Origin of the sequence: Paraburkholderia sp. 35.1 (assembly GCF_050436525.1) — a bacterium.
GTDB lineage: Bacteria > Pseudomonadota > Gammaproteobacteria > Burkholderiales > Burkholderiaceae > Paraburkholderia > Paraburkholderia tuberum.
Genome location: NZ_JBNDMJ010000003.1, coordinates 2,265,250 through 2,287,426, shown reverse-complemented (window position 1 = coordinate 2,287,426; position 22,177 = coordinate 2,265,250). Strand labels below are relative to the sequence as shown.

Annotated in this window: 23 protein-coding genes; 7 read left to right on the top strand and 16 right to left on the bottom strand. The window is 65.0% G+C overall.

The genetic code is table 11. The features are described from left to right. Positions 1-81 precede the first annotated feature (81 nt). The 4 genes from cydP to cydX are packed head-to-tail and all read left to right on the top strand — an operon-like array spanning position 82 to position 3,248. Positions 82-342, top strand: coding sequence for a cytochrome oxidase putative small subunit CydP (cydP, locus tag OKW27_RS30705; RefSeq protein ID WP_018419327.1), 261 nt, complete (start codon positions 82-84; stop codon positions 340-342). Next, positions 332-1,924, top strand: a complete 1,593-nt coding sequence (locus OKW27_RS30700) for a cytochrome ubiquinol oxidase subunit I (protein WP_090802916.1) — start codon at positions 332-334, stop codon at positions 1,922-1,924. The genes cydP and OKW27_RS30700 overlap by 11 nt, the downstream gene beginning before the upstream one ends. Before the next feature lie 34 nt (positions 1,925-1,958). Beyond that, on the top strand, positions 1,959-3,095 hold the full coding sequence (gene cydB / locus OKW27_RS30695) for a cytochrome d ubiquinol oxidase subunit II (protein WP_429335701.1): 1,137 nt from the start codon (positions 1,959-1,961) through the stop codon (positions 3,093-3,095). Between the two features lie 36 nt (positions 3,096-3,131). Beyond that, positions 3,132-3,248: a cytochrome bd-I oxidase subunit CydX gene (gene cydX, locus OKW27_RS30690; RefSeq protein WP_184062516.1), complete on the top strand. Its 117-nt coding sequence runs from the start codon at positions 3,132-3,134 to the stop codon at positions 3,246-3,248. A 107-nt stretch (positions 3,249-3,355) separates the two neighbouring features. Here cydX and nagE read toward each other — a convergent pair whose 3' ends face one another. The 5 genes from nagE to OKW27_RS30665 form a co-directional block, all read right to left on the bottom strand. Continuing rightward, positions 3,356-5,170 carry an N-acetylglucosamine-specific PTS transporter subunit IIBC gene (gene nagE / locus OKW27_RS30685; protein WP_429335700.1) on the bottom strand — a complete coding sequence of 605 codons (1,815 nt, stop codon included), beginning with the start codon at positions 5,168-5,170 and terminating at the stop codon, positions 3,356-3,358. Positions 5,171-5,439: 269 nt separating this feature from the next. After that, a complete protein-coding gene (ptsP, locus tag OKW27_RS30680; protein ID WP_429335699.1) occupies positions 5,440-8,034 on the bottom strand; it encodes a phosphoenolpyruvate--protein phosphotransferase in 2,595 nt (864 codons plus the stop codon). Between the two features lie 11 nt (positions 8,035-8,045). Next, on the bottom strand, positions 8,046-9,062 hold the full coding sequence (locus OKW27_RS30675; protein WP_090802910.1) for an SIS domain-containing protein: 1,017 nt from the start codon (positions 9,060-9,062) through the stop codon (positions 8,046-8,048). After that, positions 9,046-10,149, bottom strand: coding sequence for an N-acetylglucosamine-6-phosphate deacetylase (gene nagA, locus OKW27_RS30670; protein ID WP_429335698.1), 1,104 nt, complete (start codon positions 10,147-10,149; stop codon positions 9,046-9,048). The genes OKW27_RS30675 and nagA overlap by 17 nt, the downstream gene beginning before the upstream one ends. Before the next feature lie 74 nt (positions 10,150-10,223). Next, positions 10,224-10,958, bottom strand: coding sequence for a GntR family transcriptional regulator (locus tag OKW27_RS30665; protein WP_090802906.1), 735 nt, complete (start codon positions 10,956-10,958; stop codon positions 10,224-10,226). Between the two features lie 366 nt (positions 10,959-11,324). Between OKW27_RS30665 and OKW27_RS30660 the strand changes: the two genes are divergently transcribed. Further along, the gene (locus tag OKW27_RS30660; protein ID WP_429335697.1) at positions 11,325-12,251 is read left to right on the top strand and encodes a bifunctional helix-turn-helix transcriptional regulator/GNAT family N-acetyltransferase; all 927 of its coding nucleotides are present in this window, start codon (positions 11,325-11,327) and stop codon (positions 12,249-12,251) included. Between the two features lie 77 nt (positions 12,252-12,328). On the opposite strand, the gene OKW27_RS30655 is transcribed toward OKW27_RS30660, so the two are convergent. Then, the gene (locus OKW27_RS30655) at positions 12,329-13,141 is read right to left on the bottom strand and encodes a MetQ/NlpA family ABC transporter substrate-binding protein (protein ID WP_090802903.1); all 813 of its coding nucleotides are present in this window, start codon (positions 13,139-13,141) and stop codon (positions 12,329-12,331) included. Positions 13,142-13,411: 270 nt separating this feature from the next. On the opposite strand from OKW27_RS30655, the gene OKW27_RS30650 reads away from it, so the two are divergent. Continuing rightward, entirely contained in the window at positions 13,412-13,702 is a 291-nt protein-coding gene (locus OKW27_RS30650; protein WP_090802901.1) for a YciI family protein, read from the top strand. Positions 13,703-13,777: 75 nt separating this feature from the next. Here the strand turns inward: OKW27_RS30650 and OKW27_RS30645 are convergent, their stop codons facing one another. The 5 genes from OKW27_RS30645 to OKW27_RS30625 are packed head-to-tail and all read right to left on the bottom strand — an operon-like array spanning position 13,778 to position 17,897. Further along, positions 13,778-14,407, bottom strand: a complete 630-nt coding sequence (locus tag OKW27_RS30645; RefSeq protein ID WP_429335696.1) for an SCO family protein — start codon at positions 14,405-14,407, stop codon at positions 13,778-13,780. A gap of 4 nt (positions 14,408-14,411) precedes the next feature. Beyond that, the gene (gene cyoE, locus OKW27_RS30640; RefSeq protein ID WP_090802898.1) at positions 14,412-15,317 is read right to left on the bottom strand and encodes a heme o synthase; all 906 of its coding nucleotides are present in this window, start codon (positions 15,315-15,317) and stop codon (positions 14,412-14,414) included. 5 nt (positions 15,318-15,322) lie between these two features. Further along, positions 15,323-16,432 carry a COX15/CtaA family protein gene (locus OKW27_RS30635; protein WP_429335695.1) on the bottom strand — a complete coding sequence of 370 codons (1,110 nt, stop codon included), beginning with the start codon at positions 16,430-16,432 and terminating at the stop codon, positions 15,323-15,325. Positions 16,433-16,454: 22 nt separating this feature from the next. After that, a complete protein-coding gene (locus tag OKW27_RS30630) occupies positions 16,455-17,129 on the bottom strand; it encodes an SCO family protein (protein WP_184066991.1) in 675 nt (224 codons plus the stop codon). A 51-nt stretch (positions 17,130-17,180) separates the two neighbouring features. After that, complete coding sequence (locus OKW27_RS30625) at positions 17,181-17,897, bottom strand: SURF1 family protein (protein ID WP_429335694.1); 717 nt, start codon at positions 17,895-17,897, stop codon at positions 17,181-17,183. Positions 17,898-18,008: 111 nt separating this feature from the next. Between OKW27_RS30625 and OKW27_RS30620 the strand changes: the two genes are divergently transcribed. Continuing rightward, positions 18,009-18,218, top strand: coding sequence for a twin transmembrane helix small protein (locus tag OKW27_RS30620; RefSeq protein WP_074300894.1), 210 nt, complete (start codon positions 18,009-18,011; stop codon positions 18,216-18,218). Positions 18,219-18,378: 160 nt separating this feature from the next. Here OKW27_RS30620 and OKW27_RS30615 read toward each other — a convergent pair whose 3' ends face one another. From OKW27_RS30615 to ctaD, 5 genes are all read right to left on the bottom strand, one after another. Next, complete coding sequence (locus tag OKW27_RS30615; RefSeq protein WP_429335693.1) at positions 18,379-19,236, bottom strand: cytochrome c oxidase subunit 3; 858 nt, start codon at positions 19,234-19,236, stop codon at positions 18,379-18,381. Positions 19,237-19,363: 127 nt separating this feature from the next. After that, on the bottom strand, positions 19,364-19,573 hold the full coding sequence (locus OKW27_RS30610; protein ID WP_090802890.1) for a DUF2970 domain-containing protein: 210 nt from the start codon (positions 19,571-19,573) through the stop codon (positions 19,364-19,366). A 50-nt stretch (positions 19,574-19,623) separates the two neighbouring features. Beyond that, positions 19,624-20,262 (bottom strand): cytochrome c oxidase assembly protein, encoded by a 639-nt coding sequence (locus OKW27_RS30605; protein ID WP_429335692.1) that lies wholly within the window; start codon positions 20,260-20,262, stop codon positions 19,624-19,626. Positions 20,263-20,304: 42 nt separating this feature from the next. Then, on the bottom strand, positions 20,305-20,439 hold the full coding sequence (locus OKW27_RS30600) for a cytochrome oxidase small assembly protein (protein WP_090802886.1): 135 nt from the start codon (positions 20,437-20,439) through the stop codon (positions 20,305-20,307). A gap of 109 nt (positions 20,440-20,548) precedes the next feature. Continuing rightward, on the bottom strand, positions 20,549-22,162 hold the full coding sequence (ctaD, locus tag OKW27_RS30595; RefSeq protein ID WP_090802884.1) for a cytochrome c oxidase subunit I: 1,614 nt from the start codon (positions 22,160-22,162) through the stop codon (positions 20,549-20,551). Between the last annotated feature and the right edge of the window lie 15 nt (positions 22,163-22,177).

The window sequence follows — 22,177 nt, the reverse complement described above, 5'->3', positions numbered from 1 at the left end:
GCCAGACTGCCAGACTGCCTGACGGCCAGGGCGGTCTGGATCCAGCCGGACTCACCGGCGTGAAGTCGTCTTCGACCGATCATGACCATAGCCCTGAATCGCAGCAGCACTGTCCGGTCGCGCTTGCGCGGCCGGTTCACCAGGTGGGTGCGCGGTCCAACGCTGGCGCGCGATATCGCCATCATCCTCGCCATCAAGTTCGTGCTACTGATGGCGCTCAAGTACACATTCTTCAATCATCCACAGGCGCAGCACATGATGCTGCCGCCTGAGCAGGTCGCGCAGGCGCTGCTGTCGGTGCCCGCCCCGCATCCGTCTCGAGGTGATCAACATGCCCGTTAGCGAAGTCGTAGAACTGTCGCGGTTCCAGTTCGCCATCACGGCGCTTTATCACTTTCTGTTCGTGCCGCTCACGCTCGGTCTCGCCTGGCTGCTCGTCATCATGGAATCGGTCTACGTGATGACCGGCAAGCAGATCTACAAGGACATGACGCAGTTCTGGGGCAAGCTGTTTGGCATCAACTTTGCAATGGGCGTCGCGACCGGCCTCACGCTCGAGTTTCAGTTCGGCACCAACTGGGCTTATTACTCGCATTACGTCGGCGACATTTTCGGCGTGCCGCTCGCCGTCGAAGGGCTGATGGCGTTCTTCCTCGAATCGACGTTCGTCGGTCTGTTCTTTTTCGGCTGGAACAGATTGTCGAAAATCCAGCATCTGATCGTCACGTTCTGTGTCGCGCTCGGTTCGAACCTGTCGGCGCTGTGGATTCTGATTGCCAACGGCTGGATGAACAATCCGGTCGGCGCGAAGTTCAACTATCAGACGATGCGCATGGAGCTCGACAGCATCAGCTCGGTGATCTTCAACCCGGTTGCACAGGTCAAGTTCGTGCACACGGTATCAGCTGGATACGTGACCGCGGCGATGTTCGTACTCGGCGTGTCGTCGTGGTATCTGTTGAAGCGCCGCGACACCGAGTTCGCGCTGCGCTCGTTCGCGATCGCCGCCGGCTTCGGCCTCGCGTCGGCGCTGTGCGTGATCGTGCTGGGCGACGAATCCGGCTATCGCACCGGTGAAGTCCAGCAGATCAAGCTCGCGGCTATCGAATCCGAATGGGACACCGCGCCCGCGCCGGCACCGTTCACGATATTTGGCATCCCCAATCAGAAAGAGCAACGCACCGACTATGCGATCCGTGTGCCGTACGCGCTCGGCATTATCGCGACCCGCTCGCTCGACGAACCCGTGGTCGGCCTGCGCGACCTGATCGCCCAAAACGAAGGTCGCATCAAGGACGGCATGCTCGCCTATTCGGCGTTGCAGCGGTTAAAGGGCGGCGACTCCAGCGACGAGGCGCATGCGGAGTTCGACAAGTACAAGGACGATCTCGGCTACGCCCTGCTGCTCAAGCGGTTCACGCCGAACGTCATCGACGCGACGCCAGACCAGATCGCCGCGGCGGCACGAAGCACGGTTCCGCCGGTGTTGACACTGTTCTTCTCGTTCCGCACGATGGTCGGCCTTGGCCTGCTGTTCCTCGCGACCTTCGTGCTCGCCTTCTGGTTCTGCGCGCAGCGCACGTTGCTGCTCGAAAGGCGCCGCTGGTTTCTGCGCTGGGCGGTCATCGCGATTCCGCTGCCGTGGCTCGCCGCCGAGCTAGGCTGGATCGTCGCGGAAATGGGCCGCCAGCCGTGGAGCATCGCGGGCATTCTGCCGACCAACCTGGCCGCGTCGACGCTGACGCCGCGCGATCTGTATCTGAGCATCGGCGGCTTCGTGCTGTTCTACACGGGGCTGTTCGTCATCGAGATCATGCTGATGTTCAAGTACGCGCGGCTCGGCCCTTCGTCGCTGCATACGGGCCGCTATCACCACGAGATCGGACAGCCGGTGACGCAGCCACTGTCGAACACGGCCGCATGACGCACCGCTGCACCGCCCCGGAGGAGAAACCCATATGGACTACGCAACTCTCAGACTGATCTGGTGGGTGTTGATAGGTGTACTGCTGATCGTCTTCGCGCTCACCGACGGCTTCGACATGGGCGCGGCGATCCTGCTGCCGTTCATCGCCAACACCGACTCCGAGCGACGCATCGTCGTGAACACGGTCGGCGCGACGTGGGAAGGCAACCAGGTCTGGTTCGTGACCGCGGCCGCCGCGATGTTCGCCGCGTGGCCGCTCGCCTACGCGGCATCCTTCTCAGGCTTTTACTTCGCGATGCTGCTCGTGCTGTTCGCGCTGTTCTTCCGCCCGGTCGGCTTCGACTATCGCGGCAAGCGCGAGGATCCGCGCTGGCGCAACGCGTGGGACTGGGGCCTCTTTATCGGCGGCTTCGTGCCGGCGCTGGTGTTCGGTGTCGCGTTCGGCAATCTGCTGCAAGGCGTGCCGTTCTCGTTCGATACCGATCTGCGCGTCACCTATCACGGCAGCTTCTTCGGCCTGCTCAATCCGTTCGCGCTGCTGACGGGACTCGTCAGCGTGTCGATGCTAGCCGCGCACGGCGCCGCGTTCGTCAAGTGGAAGACCGATGGGGTGGTTCACGAGCGCGCGTCGAAGGCGCTGCGGCTCGCGGCGCTGTGCACGGTGGTGTTGTTTCTCGTCGCGGGTGCGCTCGTCGCGACGATGATCGGCGGCTATCAGATCGTCGACGCGCCGCCGCTCGACGCCGTCTCCAATCCGTTGATGAAGACCGTGATCGGCGCGCCGGGTTTGTGGCTGAACAACTACGCGCTCTACCCGTGGATGGCGGTTGCGCCGCTCGCGGGTCTCCTCGGCGGGGTGCTCGCGGTGCTGCTCGCGCGTTCGCGCTTCGAGGCGACGGCGTTTCTGTCGACGTCGTTGATGATCGTCGGCGTGATCTTGACCGCGGGCTTCTCGATGTTCCCGTTCATCATGCCATCGTCACTCGACGGCCGCAGCAGCCTGACCATGTGGGATTCGACGTCGAGCCGCATGACGCTCGAGATCATGCTGTTCGCCGTCATCGTGTTCCTGCCGATCATCCTGCTCTATACGGGCTGGGTGTATCGCGTGATGCGCGGCAAGGTGACCGCCGCGGCGATCAAGGAAAACCACCATTCGATGTATTGACCGGCACGACGCTTCAACAGAAAACAGGAGTTGGCGATGTGGTATTTCAGCTGGATTCTCGGCGTTGGCGTCGCGCTGGCGTTCGGTGTCGTCAATGTGATGTGGCTCGAATCGCGCGAGGTGGCGCGCTCGGCAAAGCGGGGGACTCGCTAGGGACTGGTCGTAAGCGCGAAAGCGGCACCTTGGGACCAGGTGCCGCTTTTTTATTGGCGTGCTGCGAGCGCCGTGCAACTCAACAGCGCTCGACAGCCATCAACCGATCACGCCGGCACCGGCGCCGCGCCCGCGCCGCCGCCTTGCGACGACAGGCGCTCGGCCAGCTTCTGCGCATAGCGCCGCGCGGCCTCGCCGACGACGATATGGAACGTGTCGGTCGACACCCACGCGGTATCGAGCGTCGCGAGGCGCTGACGATCGACCGCCGACGGATCGCGCACGACTACCCGCAGACGCGTCGCCGCGACCGCATCGAGCGACATCACGTTGCCCACGCCGCCGAGCACGGCGAGCCAGCGCAGCGGATCGGGATCGAGCGGACCGCCTTGCGCGTCATCGGCGTGCCCAGCGTTTCGCGCGACCGGCGCGGCAGCAGTAGCCGCCGCGGCAGCAGCCGGCGCCGATACAGCAGCACCCGCCACCTTCACCGCGTCGCCCTGACCCTGCGCGATCGCCGTACGCATCTCATCGGCGATGATGTCCGCCTCCGGTCCGATGATCACCTGCACGTTGTTCGCGCCGCGCTTGAGCACACCGCGCGCACCGATCGACTTCAGTTCGCTTTCGGAGACCTTCCCCGTATCGACGACAGACAGACGCAGACGCGTCGTGCACGCATCCACGACCGACAGATTCGCCGCGCCACCGAGCGCCGCGATATAGCGCTGCGCACGCGGCACGGCCGCACCAGCCGCCGGCGCGACGAAACCGCCCGCCGCGAACGACTCGACCTGCTCGTCGGCAGCGGCGGGCTCACGGCCCGGCGTCGCCATGTTGAACTTACGGATGAAGAAGCGGAACAGACCGTAGTACACGACCGAGTAGACGATGCCGAGCGGAATCGCCCACCAGCCCTTCGTCGACAGACCGAAGTTCAGCACGTAGTCGATGAAGCCCGCCGAGAACGTGAAGCCGAGGTGAATCCCGAGCGCCGAGCAGATCGCGAGCGACAGACCCGTCAGCAGCGCGTGGATCGCATACAGCACCGGCGCGAGGAACATGAAGCTGAACTCGATCGGCTCGGTCACACCGGTCAGAAACGACGTGAGCGCCATCGAGAACAGCAGGCCGAACACCATCGCGCGACGCTCTTTCGGCGCCTCGTGATACATCGCGAGACATGCGGCCGGCAGGCCGAACATCATCACCGGGAAGAAGCCGGTCATGAAGGTGCCCGCGGTCGGATCGCCAGCGAAGAAGCGGTGCAGGTCGCCCGTGACGGGCGCACCGCCCGCCGGCGTGAAGGTGCCGAACACGAACCACGTCAGCGAGTTGAGGATGTGATGCAAGCCCGTGACGAGCAGCAACCGGTTCAGCACGCCGAACACGAAGGCGCCGAGCGCGCCGGCCGTCGTGAGCCAGTGGCCGGCCACGTCGATCGCGTTCTGCACCGGCTCCCACACATGCCCGAATACGATGCCTAGCACCACGCAGACCACCCCTGTCACGATCGGCACGAAGCGTTTGCCGCCGAAGAACGCCAGGTAGTCGGGCAGCTTGATGTCCTTGTAGCGGTTGTACAGCAGCCCCGCGACGATGCCCGCGATGATCCCCGACAGCACGCCCATGTTGAGCTTGTCGTTGATGTCCTTCATCACCGCGATCTGCACCAGATAGCCGATCGCGCCAGCCAGACCCGCGACGCCGTTGTTGTCTTTCGCGAAGCCGACCGCCACGCCGATCGCGAACAGGAGCGGCAGGTTGTCGAAGATCGCGCCGCCCGCATCGGCGATCATCTTGATGTTGAACACGTCGGGCTGGCCGAGCCGCAGCAACAGGCCGGCCACCGGTAGCACCGCGATCGGCAGCATCAGCGCGCGTCCCAGGCGCTGAATCTTCAGAAACGGATTTCCATCCATCGGTATCTCCAATTTTGTCTCGTAGGGGTAGGTCTTGGTTGAGTGGTGCAGCTGTACGGAGAATCGCGCCGCGCGTGAAGGCAGACGTGCTGCCGGGCGCACGGCGTGCGGGTTCTCAAATTCGCTAGGGTCTGTTTACATATGGAACGCACGTGCGTTGCCGCGAGAAGGGCCGCTCGCAAGGATTGCGACGCCGCGAATACTCGACGTATTCGCAAGGAGCATGACGCAGCGAGCGGCCCTTCTCGCGGCAACCCCAGTTCTGAATTTCATTCCAGGGGCCACGTGGCGCGGCTTGCGGCTCTGACCGCCTGCGCCGAGTCGAGCGCTAGCGCATCGCGGGCGCGCTGGCGACACAGCTGATAGTCGAGCGTGCGCACGCGTGCCTTGATGCCTGGCACGGAGACCGGATCGACCGACAGCTCGGTCACACCGAGGCCCACCAGCAGCGGCATCGCGAGCGGGTCGCCGGCGAGCGCGCCGCACACGCCGACCCATTTGCCGTGCTTCGCGGCACCTTCGACGGTCGCCGCGATCAGGCGCAGCACCGCCGGATGCAGGCCGTCCGCCTGCGCCGCCAGATCGGGTTGGCAGCGGTCCATCGCGAGCGTGTATTGGGTCAGGTCGTTGGTGCCGATCGACAGGAAATCGGCGTGCTGCGCGAGCTGATCGGCGAGCAATGCAGCCGACGGCACTTCGATCATCACGCCAACTTCGACCGGCTCCGATCTACCCGCTTCGCGTGCAAGCTCGTCGATACGCTTGCGGATGCGGATCAGTTCGCCCGCATCGGTGACCATCGGCAGCAGGATGCGCACGGCGCCGACCGGACGCACCGCGAGCAGGCCACGCAACTGGTCGTCGAGCAGATCGGGGCGCACCTGCGCGAGGCGCACGCCGCGCAGGCCGAGTGCGGGGTTCGGCTCGGGCGGCAGCGTCAGATAATCGACTTCCTTGTCCGCGCCGACGTCGAGCGTGCGGATGATCGCGGCGCGGCCGCGCAACGCATCGACGATCGCCTGATAGCTCTGGCGATGCTCGTCCGCGCTCGGCGCGGCCGGGCGGTGGATGAACAGCAGCTCGGTGCGCAGCAGGCCGACCGCGTCCGCGCCGTTGTCGACCGCGGCGTTCGCGTCGTCGAGTGTGGCGATGTTGGCGGCCACTTCGATCGCGCGGCCGTCGGCGGTCGCCGCTGCCTGCTGCGAGGTGCGGCGATTCGCTTCGCGCACGTCGGCGAGGCGGCCGCGTTCGCGTCGCGCGCGTTCGACGTCGAGTTCGGTCGGCGCGAATTCGAGCCGGCCGGTGCTCGCGTTCACCACCACCTGAGTGCCCTCGGGTATCGCATGCAACGCGTCGCCGAGCGCGACCAGCGCCGGAATGCCCGCCTGACGCGCGAGAATCGCCGCGTGCGAGGTCGCGCCGCCGCGTGCCATCACGAGCGCGGTCACGCGCGTGCGATCGAGCGACGACAGATCCGATGGCGTGAATTCGTCGGCCGCGAGCACCGCCTCGTCCGGCAGGGTGCGAGCCGCGCTGCTCGTGTAGCCGAGCGCGCGCTGCACGCGCTTTTCGATGTCGCGCAGATCGGCGGCCCGCTCGGCGAGCAGTGCGTCCTCCACATTACTCAGAATGCCTACTTGCGCGCGGATCGCTTCGCGCCACGCAAAACCGGCGCTCTTGCCGAGGCTGATCAGATCGCGCGCGGCGTCGAGCAGTGTCGGATCTTCGAGCAGCACGCGATGCACCGCGAAAATCCCCGCCTCGCCGACCGAGCCGCGTTGCGACGCATCGCGCACGATCGTGTCGAGATCGGCGTCGACGGTCGCGATCGCCTTGTCGAGCAGACGGCTTTCCGCCGCCGACGTGCCGCTCGCCTGCTCCGGCGGCTCGAGATCCGCGTCGTCCCAGCGCACCAGCTTGCCGAGCGCGATGCCCGGCGCGGCGCACACGCCCGCGAGCATGTTCGGCGCGAGCGGCTCGCCCGCGGCGGGCGCCGCAACGACTGCCGCTGGCCGCGCCGCTTTCTGTTCGCGCTTCGGTTCGACCTCGCCGTGCGCTTCGCGCGTCAGTTCGTCAGCGATTGCATCGACCGCCGCCTGCGCGTGCGGACCGACGCCGAGCAACTCGACGCTTGCGCCTTCGCCGGCACCGAGTCCAAGCAAACCCACCACGCTTTCGATCGACGCCTTGCGCCCGTCGTAGCGCACCTCGACCCGTGCGTCGAAGCGGCGCGCCGCTTCGCGCGCCCGCGCCGCGGGCCGCGCATGCAGGCCGCCCGCGTGCGTCAGCGTGATCTGCCGGCGCGCTTCGTCCATTACCTGCGCGGCGCTCGCCTCGCGCACCGCGTCGTGGCTGACGCCCTCGCGCGCGCGCAGCACCAGCAGCGTCGTTTCGCCGGCCTTGACATGCCCGCTCGGCGCCCGCTCGATGACCTCGAACGCATCCGAATTCGCAATCGCGATCACCGAGACGAGGCTCGGCGCATTCAGCGCGATCTGGTCCAGATCGAACTCGATCAGCACGTCACCGGCGCGCACCTGCGCGCCCTGCTCGACCATCGGCGCAAAACCCTTGCCGTTCAGTCCGACGGTGTCGATACCGATATGCAGCAGAATCTGCGCGCCCTCGGCGCTCTCGAGCGTTACCGCGTGGCCGGTGCGCGCGAGATGCGTGACGACGCCGTCGCATGGCGCGACGAGCCGACCCTCGAGCGGATCGACGCCGATGCCGTCGCCGAACATGCCGCCCGAAAACACCGGGTCCGGCACCTTCGCGAGCGGCACGACCGGTCCGGTCAGCGGTGCAAGCAAAACAATGTGATTCTCGGAATGGCTCATCAGATTGGACTTCTCGACACGTCGCATCGTCATTCTCGTCAGTGAGTTTCGGTGACTTTGTTGAGATGGCGAGGCGCGTCGGGATTGCGCCCGCGCGCGGCGGCAAGATCCGCGGCCATCACGTAAAAGGACAGGATGGCGGCGATCGGATCGAGCGCCGCGTGTGCGGTGGCGACGAGCGGCAGCGAGGCTTGCGCGACGTCATCGGGCGCCGCGAGCAGCACGCGCGCGCCGCGCGCGCTCATGTCGTGCGCGAGTTGCAGCAGACCCGCCTGCTCCGGGCCACGCGGCGCGAACACGAGCAGCGGATAGTCGCGGTCGATCAGCTCCATCGGACCATGACGCACTTCCGCGCTCGAAAACGCTTCGGCCTGGATGCCGGAAGTTTCCTTCAGCTTCAGCGCGGCTTCCTGCGCGATCGCGAGGCCAAGACCGCGGCCAATCACGATCATCCGTTCGATACCGCGCAACTCGTTCACGGCCATCGACCAGTCGAGCCGGCCCGCGCGTTCCAGCGCGTCGGGCAGCGTATTCAGTCCATCGAGCAACTCGGCGTCGTTCTGCCAATGCGCAACCAGCTGCGCGGAGATCGACAGCATGGCGATGTAGCTCTTGGTCGCCGCGACGCTCAGCTCGGGACCGGCTACGAGCGGCAGATGCCATTCGCACGCGTCGGCGAGCGGCGAGCTCGGTGCGTTCACGGCGGCGACCGTCAATGCGCCGGCCGCGCGCAACGCGTTCATCGTGCCGACGAGGTCGGGGCTCTTGCCCGATTGCGAAAACGCGAGCGCAAGCTGGTCGCGCACCTGCAGCGGCGCCTGCTGCAGCGTCGCGACCGACATCGGCAGCGACGCGACCGGCACGCCGAGGCGGCTCATCGTCAGGGATGCAAAGTAGCTGGCGGCATGGTCCGAGCTGCCGCGCGCGACGGTCAGCGCGACATGGCGCGGCTGTTGCGCGAGCTTCGCGGCGAGCGCCGCGACGCGCGAGGTGTCCTTGAGCTGCTCGGCTACTGTTGCGGCGGACGCGAGCGCTTCCTTAAGCATATTCGACAATGGCTTCTCCTTCGACGTAGGTCGCGCTCAGCGCCAGCTCGCGGTCGAATACGACCACGTCGGCCCACGCACCGCGCGCGATGCGGCCGCGGTCCTCGATGCCGAGATAGTCGGCGGCGTAGCGTGACAAACGGTGGGATACATCGGCGATCGGCAGGCCGATCGAGACGAGATTGCGCAGCGCCTGATCCATCGTCAGCGTGCTGCCCGCGAGCGTGCCGTCGGCCAGACGTACGCCGCCGAGGCACTTGGTTACGTGCTGGCTGCCGAGGCGGTATTCGCCGTCGGGCATGCCGGTGGCCGACGTGCTGTCCGTCACCACATACAGGCGCGGAATCGCGCGCAGCGCGGTGCGGATCGCCCCCGGATGCACGTGCAGCAGGTCGGGAATGATTTCGGCGTATTCGGCGTGCGCAAGCGCAGCGCCGACGAGGCCAGGGTTGCGGTGATGCAGCGGCGACATCGCGTTGAACAGATGCGTGAAGCCGCACGCGCCGTGCTTGAGCGCGGCGACCGCGTCGTCGTAGGTGCCGAGCGAATGGCCGAGCTGCACGCGTACGCCGCGCGCCGCCATCTCCGAGATGATCTCCATGTGGCCGGCGATCTCGGGCGCCAGCGTGACGACGCGGATCGGCGCGATCGACAGATACCTGAGCACCTCGTCCATCACCGCCGATACCGCCGCGTCGGGCTGCGCGCCGAGCTTGCCGGGGTTGATGTACGGTCCTTCCAGATGCACGCCGAGCACGCGCGCGCAACCCGGCGTGCGCACCCGCGTGACGTTGCCGAGCCCGGCGACGACGTTCATCAGCTCGTCGCGCGGCGCGGTCATGGTCGTTGCGAGCAGGCTCGTGGTGCCGTAGCGCGCATGCGTGCGGGTGATCGTTTCGATCGCGTCGCCAGCTTCCATCACGTCGGCGCCGCCGCCGCCATGCACGTGCAGATCGATGAAGCCGGGCAGGATGTACGGTGCGTCGTTCGTCGACGGATCGACGCGCTCGCCGGACAGCGTCGTGATGCGGCCGTTTTCGTATTCGAGCGTGCCGTGGATCCACCCTTCGGTGGTGAGTATGTTTCCGGTCAGCATGAGTCTCTCTGGTGCGTGATACGTATGCGGCAAATGGCGTCCGCCGGACTTGCGGCCTGCGAGGGCCGCGCAGCTCAGGTGCGCAATTCAGCGACGAAGTCGTAATAGTCGTCGCGGCAATAGGTGTCGGTCAGCTCGATCGCGCGTTGATCCGCGCAGTAGCCGATCCGGGTGATGACCAGCAGCGCGGTGCGCGGTTCGATGTCCATCAGCGCGGCGATTTCGCTCGACGCGTTGACCGCGCGGAAGTGCTGCAACGCGCGCACGACCGCCGCGCCGCGCTGCTCGAGATAGCTGTACAGCGAGTCGCCGATCACCAGCGGATCAGGCACGATCGCGACCGGCAGCGCCGAATGTTCGACCGCCATCACGATGCCGTCCGCGCGCCGCAGCCGCCGCAGGCTCGTGACGGCCGCGCCGGGTGACAAGCCGAGGCGCAGCAGCTCGTCGCGATTGGCGGCGCGCACGTCGCGTTCGAGCCAGACCGAATCGGGCCGGAAACCGCGCTGCTGCATCTTCTTCGTGAAGCCGGTGAGACGCGACAGCGGATCTTCGACGCGCGGCGTGATGAAGCTGCCCGCGCCGCGCGAGCGCCGGATCAGCCCCTGCTCGACCAGCAGTTCGATCGCCTTGCGCGCGGTGACGCGCGACACGCCGATCGCGTCGGACAGCGTACGCTCGGAAGGCAGCGCCTCGCCGGCCGACCAGACGCCGCAATGGATCGCCGTCGCCAGGTTGCGCGCGAGCTGCAGGTAGAGCGGCGTGACGTTGCGCACGTCAGGCATCAATGCGGACCAGCGAGTTTCCATGGGGCTCCAGGGACGCCGTGAGCAGTACAGCCCGGAAAATTGAGAGCCCATTATATAACCAACATAATACCAGTCAACGGACTGGTTCCATGCCGGTCCGGATCGCCGGAAAGCCTTGCTGAGTGGGGATCACAGCGGGATTCAAGGGCTCCGTCGGAGGGATTGGCAGACCAGGGACTTTCCCGCATCGCACGCATTTGACGATACCAGCGAGTCGTTATCGGCTCCTGGTGGTGTCAACAGCCCAAATAATCAATACCTATTTAATACCAGTTGGTGTCTCGCGGGGGTGGAGTGGCTTTGTAAATAAGGGTCGTGCCGATATAGTGCGCTGTACCGACCATAAAAAGTCCCGGGGAGCCGCCCTTGACAGATTCCGAGGCGCTGCGGCGCGCTCAGGCCGTCCGCCATTTCAATCGCTTCTATACCCAATGCATCGGTGCCCTGCACGAGCATCTGGCTCGAAGCGGGTTCTCGCTGACGGAAGTGCGCGTGCTACACGAGCTATCATGCGCCCGCGCGCAGACCGCGTCGGAGCTCGGGCGCGCGCTCGGGCTCGATAGCGGCTATCTGAGCCGCCTGCTGAGCAGTTTCGAGCGACGCAAGCTGATCACCCGCCGTCCGTCCGACACCGACGCACGCCAGTCGCTGATCGCGCTCACCGAGCACGGCCACGCGATCTACGCGCCGCTCGACGCCGCCGCCATCCACGAAGCACTCGGCCTGCTCGACAGACTCAGCGCGCTATCGCAGGAGCAGTTGATCGCCGCGATGAAGCTGATCGAGCGCCTGCTCGGCGACAAGCCGAAGCACGAGCTCGTGGTGCTGCGTCAGCCGCGCGCCGGCGAATGTGGCTGGCTCGTGCATCGTCAGGCGCAGTGGTTCGCCGCGCAGTACGGCTTGGATCACACGTTCGAGGGCTTGCTCGCGCGCGTCGTCGCCGAGTACGCGCAGCGCAACGATCCGCTGCGCAAGAAGTGCTGGATCGCCGAACAGGAGGGTCTGGTGGTCGACTCGGTTTGCCTCGTCGGGGTCTCGACGACGGTCGCGGGCGTGCGCCTGCTGTGGGTCGAACCGGACGTGCGGAAGCTCGGCATCGGCACGCAATTGCTCAGCGAATGCGTGCGCTTCGCGCGGCGCGCGGGCTACACGAAGCTCACGCTGACCACCGCGAGCGCATTGGCGGAGCCACGGCGGCTTTGCGAGCGCGCTGGGTTCGAGTTGGCCGGCAGCGCGGCGCAGCGCCGCTTCGGCCAGGATCTGATAATCGAAAGATGGGAGCTGGAGCTATAAAAAAAGCACGCGCCTGTACGGCGCGTGCCTTTCCTGATGCCATGCGGCTGCGCTTGCGATCGCGCTGAACGCGTCGCTTAGAACGACGGCACCATCGAACCCTTGAACTGCGTCATGATGAACTGGCGCACGTCTTCCGACTGATACGCCGCGACCAGCTTCTTCACCCATGGCTGATCCTTGTCCTTCGCGCGCACGGCGATCAGGTTCGCGTTCGGGCTGTGGATGTCTTCGAGCGCGATCGCGTCCTTGGTTGGCTGCAGGCCGGCGGCCAGCGCGAAGTTCGTATTGATGACGGCAGCGTCGACGTCGGCGAGCGAACGCGGCAGTTGCGCGGCGTCGAGCTCGACGAACCTGATCTTCTTCGGATTGTCGACGACATCGAGCGGCGTCGCGTTGTTGCCGCCTGTGGCCGCGCCGTCCTTCAGCTTGATCAGCCCTTGCGCCTGCAACAACAGCAGCGCGCGATTTTCGTTCGACGGATCGTTCGGCACCGCGACCTTCGCGCCCTGCGGCAGGTCCTTCAACGACTTCAGCTTCTTCGAGTACGCGCCGAGCGGCGAGATGTACGTGAGGCCTGCGTTGACGAGCTTGTAGCCGCGCTGCTTGATCTGGCTATCGAGGTACGGCTGGTGCTGGAAGCTGTTGGCGTCGAGGTCGCCCGCGTCGAGCGCGGCGTTCGGCTGGATGTAGTCGTTGAACTCGACGACCTTCACGTTCAGGCCTTCGCGCTTCGCGACCTTGGTGACGACTTCCCAGATCTGCGCGTCCGGGCCGCCGATCGTGCCGACCTTGATGACCTTGTCGTCGGCGTGCGCGCCGAAGCTGGTCAGGATCGCCGCACCGGCGACGACTGCGGTGAGGGCTTTGAGGATATTTCTGCGCTGCATGTGATTCTCGCTGTTGCGGTTCGACGTTTGAGTCGATGGCTCCGATCGATGTCGGAGTCGGATGAAATGGGCGGCGCTCCGGTTCGTGCTGGCGCGCCGTCGGCCAAGCCCAAAATTCTTTCATATGGGCGGCAAGCTGGGAAATACCCTTACCGCATATGGTTATGCGGAGCGCAAGCGCAATGGCTAGCGCAACGCAAAACCTACGGCTGACCGATAATCCAGAGCCGTAGCCGCGCACGGCCCACTCACCCGCCCCTGAGAACGACCATGTACATGATCAACCTGATCTACACCGCCCCGCTCGATCGTATCGACGACGCGCTCGACGCGCATCGCGCGTTTCTCGCGGAGCAGTTCGACGCGGGCATCTTCGTCGCGGCCGGGCCGAAAGTGCCGCGCGACGGCGGCATCATCCTCGCGGTTCGTATCGAGCGCGACAGGCTGGATCGCATTCTCGCGAGCGATCCGTTCGCCCTGCAACAGCTCGCGCGCTACGAGGTGACGGAGTTCAAGACGACGCGTCTCGCGCCGGGGCTGAATTTGCCGATTCCGGTCTGAGCGCGAGTCGCGAAGAGAGGAGGGATGCGGGGAGGCGTGAGCGGCGCCGCTTTAAAAAGCCGACTGCGATGCGCGTCAATCAAGCAGCAGCTTGAGGTCATGCACCCATGGTGTCGCGCCTTGGCCATCGCGCGCGAACAGACGCAGCTTGCCGTCCGTGTCGAACACATAGCTCGCGGCCGTGTGGTCCATCGTGTAGCTGTCGGGCGTCTTGCCCGGGACCTTCGCGTAGTACACGCGGAAGTCTTTCGCGACCTTCGCGAGCTGTTCTTCGCTGGCGGGACGCAAGCCCACGAAGCTCGGATTGAACGCCGGCACGTATTGCGCGAGCAACTGCGGCGTATCGCGCTCAAGGTCGACGGTGACGAACAGCACCTGCACGCGCCTCGCGTCCTCCGGACCGAGTTGCTGCAACGCCTGTGACAGCTCGGCCATCGTCGTCGGGCAGACGTCCGGGCAATGTGTATAGCCGAAGAACAGCACGACGACCTTGCCTTTGTAGTCGGCAAGCGTGCGGATCTTGCCGGACGTGTCGGGCAACGAGAAATCGCTGGCGAATTGCGTATTGCCGGTGATGTCGAGATTCGTAAAAGCCGGCGGCTGCTTGCCGCAACCCGTCATCAGCAGTGTGCCGCCCAGCATCGCGCCGAGCGTGCAAGCCATCACAGCGGCGCGCGCAATGCGCGCAAAGCGATTGTTGAGCATGGTGTTACGCGCCTATCACGACGCGGGCGTAGTGGTCGATCAGCAGCGCGGCGAACAGCAGCGACAGATAGACGATCGAATAACGGAAGGTTTTGCGCGCGAGCTCGTCCGAATACTCCCGGTAGATCTTCCACGCATAAGCGAGAAACACGGCGCCGAGCAGCACCGCCGACGCGAGATACACGACGCCGCTCATGCCGGAGATGAACGGCATCAGCGTGACCGCGAACAGGATGATCGTGTAGAGAAGGATATGCAGGCGCGTGTACTTTTCGCCGTGCGTGTTCGGCAGCATCGGCAGGCCGGCGTTTTCGTAGTCCTTGCGGCGATACAGCGCGAGCGCCCAGAAATGCGGCGGGGTCCACACGAAGATGATCAGCACGAGGATCCACGCGTCGGCGGGCACGTGGCCCGTTACCGCGGCCCAGCCGAGCGCGGGCGGCATCGCGCCCGACGCGCCGCCGATCACGATGTTCTGCGGCGTGGCTGGCTTCAGCAGCAGCGTATAGATAACCGCATAACCGACGAACGTGGCGAGCGTGAGCCACATGGTCAGCGCATTGGCGAACGTGTACAGCGTCCACATGCCGAGGCCGCCGAGCACGGCCGAGAACAGCAGGATCTGCGGGGTGGTGATTTCGCCGCGCGCGGACGGACGCCACGACGTGCGGCGCATTTTGGCGTCGATCTGCTGCTCGACGAGGCAGTTGATCGCGAACGCGGCGCCGGCCAGCAGCCAGATGCCGACCGTGCCGCCGATCAGTACGGTCCATGGCACCATGCCCGGCGTCGACAGGAACATGCCGATGACCGCGCAGAACACCGCAAGCTGCGTAACACGCGGCTTGGTCAGTGCGAGATATTGGGAGACCCGGCTGCCGGGCGTTTGGGAGAGTGTTGTGCTGTCCATGTGAGTCACGCTGGCGCGGCTTCGCGCGCAGGGAGCGCGGCGCGGCCGGGACGGCTATAAGCGATCCGAAAGTTTAACATAACGAGCAGCAGCAGCAGGATCGCGGCCCCGCCGTTATGGGCGACCGCAATCGGTAACGGCCATTGCAGCACGATATTCGACAAGCCGGTGACGAACTGGATCAGCACCACCAGCAGCACGCCGTTGGCGGGTCGCCGCAGTGACTCGAAGCGGCGCATCTTCAACGCGAACCACACCAGATAGGCGATCACAGCGAACGCGAACGTGCGATGCGTCCAGTGAATCGCGACCAGCGCATCCTGCGTAATCATGTCGCCGTCGCCGGTCATGCCGAGCGCGCGCCACAGGTGGAAGCCGTGCGCGAAGTCCATCGGCGGAATCCATTGGCCGTTGCAGGTCGGGAAGTCGGTGCACGCGAGCACCGCGTAGTTCGTGCTGACCCAGCCACCGAGCGCGATTTGCAGTACCAGCAGCGCGAGACCCGCGAGCGCGGCCACGCGCCAGCGCGCGGCCTCGGGTTCGCAGGCCGGCAGCGGCGTCAAGCGCGCCGCGAGCCAGCCGAGCGTGCCGAGCAGCGCCAGGCCGAGCAGCAGATGCGTGGTCACGATGATCGGCTGCAGCCTCATGGTCACGGTCCACGCGCCGAACACGCCCTGCACGACGATCAGCAGCAGCAGCGAAGTCGGCCACCACGGCGACACATGCAGCGGACGACGCTTGATACGCGCCGTCCAGGCAATGATCGTCTGCGCGATGATCAGCACGCCGATCGCCATCGCGAAGTAGCGATGGATCATTTCGATCCACGCCTTCGTCATGCTGACGGGGCCGCTCGGCATCGCCTGATAGGCCGCGGAGATCGCCGCGTGCGCGATGAACGGCGACGACGTGCCGTAGCAGCCGGGCCAATCCGGGCAGCCGAGGCCCGAATCGGTGAGGCGCGTGAAGCCGCCGAACATCACGAGATCGAGCGTCAGGAAGGTGGTGAGCCAGACCAGCTTGCGGAATTTGTTGTCGTCGGCCTTGACCCACACGTAGGACAGCGGCAGCAACGCGATACACAAGCCGATCAGGCCCAGTTGCAATACGAACATCTCATTTACCCAGGTTGGAGCGTCAGCCGATGGTCGACCATTTGAGCAGCTTGGTCAGGTCGCCTTTGATCTTGCTCGGGTTCGCGTCTTTCGGAAAACGCATCATCAGATTGCCGTTCGGATCGACCAGGTAGATGTGGTCGGTGATCCGCGTGCCGGTGTCGGCAGGCAGCCACGCGGCGACCTGCGCCGGATCGGCGATCAGCATGTCGGTGTTGGGGTAGGCGGTTTGTATCACGTCCGCGACCTTGTCTGCATCGGTGCGCAGCCACACTTCCATGACGCGCTCGCGTTCCGGCCCCTGAGCTGCGCGGATTTGTCGCATGAAGTAGAGCTTCGTCACGCAGGCTTGGTCGCACGCGCTGTTGTCCACCGAGATCATGAGCCAGCGGCCATGCAGCGAGGCGAGCTTCAGCGGCTTGCCGTCCGCGCCGGTGACCATGAGCGAGTCCGGGATCGGCCGTTGCGGCTCGATCAGCGCGCCGTAGTTCGTGCTGCCGCCGGTCGGCTTCACGACGAAGTACATGAAGTACGAGATCGCGATCGGCGCCGCGCAGATCACCGCGAGCAGCAGCAGCACCCAGCGGCCGCGCCGCCACGAGCCCGGGCCGTTCGGTTGGCCGGGCATCGCTTTGGCCGCGGCGGGTTTGCCGCTGGATTTGCCAGCTTCCGGCGAACGGGGAGTTTGAGTCGACACTACAGAACCTCTTTCAATGTTTGGACGGCGGCGAGCCGTGCCTTGCGTTCCTCACGCGCCCGGCGCGTGCTCTTTTTTGCCCGCGCGGCGCGCCGCATACAGACCGAAGGCGAGCGCGGCGGCGGCCATGCCCCACCACTGCAGCATGTAGCCGTAGTTGCGCTCGACGCCGGTGGTCGGTGCGGGCCAGTCGCGCACCAGGCCGTCGCCGGCATCGCCGGTCTGCTGGATCACGAACGATTGCAGCGGCAGCCCGGTCTCCGCGGCGTACGAGCCGACATCGAGATTCTGCCGGATCAGGCGATGCGCGGCCGATCCGCCCTCGCCGAGCTCGAACGCGCGCGACGCGTCGGCACGCGCAATCCCTTCGATCTCGACCTCGCCCGGCGGCGTCGTGTACGGCGCGATGGTCTCGCGATTGCTCAGGTTGCGCGGCAGCCAGCCGCGATTGACGAGCACGTAACCGCCGTCGGCGAGTTTAAAAGGCATCACGACGTAAAAGCCCGGCTGATCGTTATACGGACGATTATCGAGGTACACAACCTTGTCCGTGACGAAACTGCCGCGCGCTTTCACGCGATGAAACTCGACGTCCTTCAGCGCGAGCGGCACCGCGCTGACCGGCAACGCGGGCGCGTTCTCGAACTGCGTGATGCGCGCCTCGAGCGCTTCCTTCTGATGCGCGCGATCGCGCTGCCAGAAACCGAGCCGCATCGTCACGACGACGACCAGCAGGATCAGCAGCGCGGGAATCAGGCGAAACTTCATTGCGGGCGCTCCGGCATCGCGCTCAGGGCCGCCGGGAACCTGCGGCAGGCGCCCGCTCGCGGTGCGATAATGAATGTCTTGCCACTGCGCTTTCCGGTTTCAGTTGGTTCCATGCACATTATCGTTCCCATCGCCTTTGCTCTCATCATCGCCAGCATGGCGTCGGCGCTGTATTTCATGATGCACGACAAAGGCAAGACCAAGCGGATGGTCTGGTCACTCGCCACGCGGGTGGGCCTGTCGATCTCGCTGTTCCTGTTCATCCTGTTCGCACACTGGATGGGCTGGATTCAGTCGACCGGGATTCCGTACGGGCGCTGACGCTCGCGGATAGCTCGCCGCCGCATCCCCGTCAGCGGCAAATTTTCCTCGCCGCCAAACAAAACGCCGCCCTGAGAGGTCGAGGGCGGCGCTGCATTCAGCCTTCCATACTGCTCGTGCGCGCCGCCTGAACGGCGTTGCGCGCACGGATCTGGCCGCATTACAGCCAGTACACGACGACGTACAGCCCGAGCCACACGACGTCGACGAAGTGCCAGTACCAGGCCGCGCCTTCGAACGCGAAGTGATGTTCCGGCGTGAAGTGGCCGCGAATCAGGCGCACCAGCACAACGGAGAGCATCGTGCCGCCGAGGAACACGTGAAAGCCGTGGAAGCCAGTCAGCAGGAAGAACGTCGAACCGTAGATGCCCGAAGCCAGCGTCAGGTTCAGCTCGTTGTACGCGTGGAAGTATTCGAAGCCCTGCAGGAACAGGAAGCTCGCGCCCAGCACGATTGTCGCCGCGAGCCACGCAATCGCCTTCTTGCGATGGTTGTCGCGCAGCGCGTGGTGCGACACCGTCAGCGTCGCACCCGACGACAGCAGCAGCGCCGTGTTGATGGTCGGCACCGGCCACGGCTGCATCGACTTGAAGGTGCCCACGAGTTCGGCCGGGCCGTTGTTTGGCCACACCGCCGTGAAATCGGGCCAGATCAGTTTGTAGTCGAGGCTGCCGAGTTGATGCAGCGCGATTTCGCGGGCATAGAACAGCGCGCCGAAGAATGCGCCGAAGAACATCACTTCGGAGAATATGAACCAGCTCATGCTCCAGCGGTACGACCGGTCGACGTTCTTGCCGTACATGCCGCCTTCCGACTCGGCGATCGCGTCGCCGAACCAATGCCACAGCGTAAAGAGCAGCCACAGCAGACCGATGAGCACGCCAAGCGGCGCCCAGGTATGGTCGTTGATCCAGGCCGCAAGCGATCCGAGCATGACCAGCAACCCCGTAGCGGCGCTGATCGGATGCCGCGACGGATGCGGTACGAAATAGTACGGGCTCTCGTTTTGACCGCTCATTCTTGATTCTCCACTTCAGTCCAGTTGTTCCGGAATCTCCGGCTGTATCTTCGGCGGCGCGTCGATACCGCACCGCTTCTCTCTAATTCGTGGGCTCTTCTCTGCTGTGCTGTGCCCTGCTACTGCCTCAACCGACCACGAGGCGCACGACCAGAATCAGCACCCCGATCAGAACCGCCGCGCCGATCAGCGCCGCCACGATCACATGCAGCGGGTTCAGTTGCGTCGCGTCCGCCTCGAGATCGCGGCGCTTGCGCACGCCGAAAAACGACCAGAACACCGCGCGCAACGATTGACCGAAACTGCTCTTGCGCGGACTGCCGCCGTTATCGTTCATGTCGCTTCGTCTTCCTTCGTTCGTCCGCGGCTCGCGCCGTCAAATCTGCTTCAGGCCGGCTTCGCGGGAATGGCTGCCGCGCTGGTCACTGCATCGTTCACTGCATTCGCCTTCGGCGCCGCATCATCCGCGCTAGCCGCCGCCGGCGTGTTCAACTCGAAAAACGTGTACGACAGCGTGATCGTCTTCACGTCCTTCGGCAACTTCGGGTCGACGACGAACACCACCGGCATCCGCTTCGTCTCGTTCGCGTTCAACGTCTGCTGCGTGAAGCAGAAACACTCGATCTTCCTGAAGTACCCGGTCGCCTGCTTCGGCGCGTAGCTCGGAATGGCCTGCGCACGGATCGTGCGCGACTGCTCGTTGCTGACGTCGTACATGACCGTCGTTACTTCGCCCGGATGCACGTCGAGACTGCGCTGCTCCGGCTTGAAACCCAACAGGCCCCGCGCGTTCGCATCGAATTCGATCGAAATCGTGCGGCTCATGTCGACCTGCGTATTCTTCGCCTCGCGCGCTGAAACGTCGCGCCGCACGAGGTTGTTCACGCCGGTGATCTGGCAGATCGCGCGATACATCGGCACCAGCGCGAAACCGAAACCGAACATCATCAACGCGACGACGAACAGCTTGATCAGCATCGAACGGTTGAAAGAGCGGTCGGCCTCGGCCGGCGGTTGAGTCGACATCTGAATCCTCAACAAACCTGCATACGGACTGCGAAGGCGGCGTTAGCTGAACCAGCACTGCTTCAGAATCGCGCTCGCGAAAAACACCGCGGCGATCGCGAACATCACCAACCCTATCCGCCTGTTGCTCGCGCGAATCTGCTCCGGCGTACGTCTTTCCTGTGGATTGCGCGTCATGCTCGACTTTCTGAGTACGGTTCTTGACTGGCGAGGCCGCCGCGCGAAGCGCCCGAGTCCGGTGGCGGCATGTCGCGCCGCCGGAACCCGGCACCTCGCCGGGATAGGCTTACTCGACGGTCGGCGGATGCTCGAACGTGTGGAACGGAGCCGGGCTCGGTACGGTCCACTCGAGGCCCGTTGCGCCGTCCCACGGCTTGTCGCCCGCTTCTACGAGCTCGCCACCGCCACGGTAGGCCGGCAGAGCCACCGCGAACAGGAAGTACACCTGTGACAGACCAAAGCCGAACGCACCGATCGAGATCACCTGGTTCCAGTCGGTGAACTGCGCCGGGTAATCGGCGTAACGACGCGGCATGCCCGCGAGACCGACGAAGTGCATCGGCAGGAACGCGAGGTTGAAGAAGAACATCGACGCCCAGAAGTGGATCTTGCCGCGCGTTTCGTTGTACATCCAGCCGGTCCACTTCGGCGACCAGTAGTACCAGCCGGCGAACAGCGCGAACAGCGACCCCGCCACCAGCACGTAGTGGAAGTGCGCGACCACGAAATAAGTGCCGTGATACTGGATGTCGAGCGGCGCCATGGCGAGCATCAGACCCGACAGGCCACCGAACGTGAACACGATCAGGAAGCCGACCGCGAACAGCATCGGCGTTTCGAACGACAGCGAACCGCGCCACATCGTCGCGACCCAGTTAAACACCTTCACGCCGGTCGGCACCGCGATCAGCATCGTCGCGTACATGAAGAACAGCTGGCCCGTGACCGGCATGCCGGTCGCGAACATGTGGTGCGCCCACACCATGAACGACAGGATCGCGATCGATGCCGTTGCGTACACCATCGAGCTATAGCCGAACAGCGGCTTGCGCGAGAACGCCGGGATCACCTGCGAGACGATCCCGAACGCAGGCAAGATCATGATGTACACCTCGGGGTGCCCGAAGAACCAGAAGATGTGCTGGTACATGACCGGGTCGCCGCCGCCTGCCGCATTGAAGAACGACGTGCCGAAGTGACGGTCGAACAGCACCATCGTGATCGCGCCCGCCAGAACTGGCATCACGGCGATCAGCAGGTACGCGGTGATCAGCCAGGTCCAGACGAACATCGGCATCTTCATCAGCGTGAGGCCGGGTGCGCGCAAGTTCAGGATCGTCACGACGATGTTGATACCGCCCATGATCGACGACGCACCCATCAGGTGGAGCGCGAAAATCGCGAAGTCCATGCCCGGGCCCATCTGCGTGGAGAGCGGCGTGTACAGCGTCCAGCCCGCGGCGGTCGCGCCGCCCGGTGCGAAGAACGAGCCGACCAGCAGCACAGCGGCGACCGGCAGCAGCCAGAAGCTGAAGTTGTTCATCCGCGCGAAAGCCATGTCCGATGCGCCGATCTGCAGCGGCACCATCCAGTTCGCGAAGCCGACGAACGCCGGCATGATCGCGCCGAACACCATGATCAGCCCGTGCATGGTGGTCAACTGGTTGAAGAACTCGGGACGCATGATCTGCAGACCCGGCTCGAACAGCTCGGCACGGATCATCAGCGCCATCACGCCCCCGGACAGGAACATGGTGAACGAGAAGATCAGATACAGCGTACCGATGTCCTTGTGGTTGGTTGCGAACAGCCAACGACGCCAGCCGTGCGGCGTTTCGTGGGCATGGTCGCCGTGCACGTGCTCGTGGCCCGCGACTACATCGTGTCCGATGCTAGACATGACAATCTCCTAAAG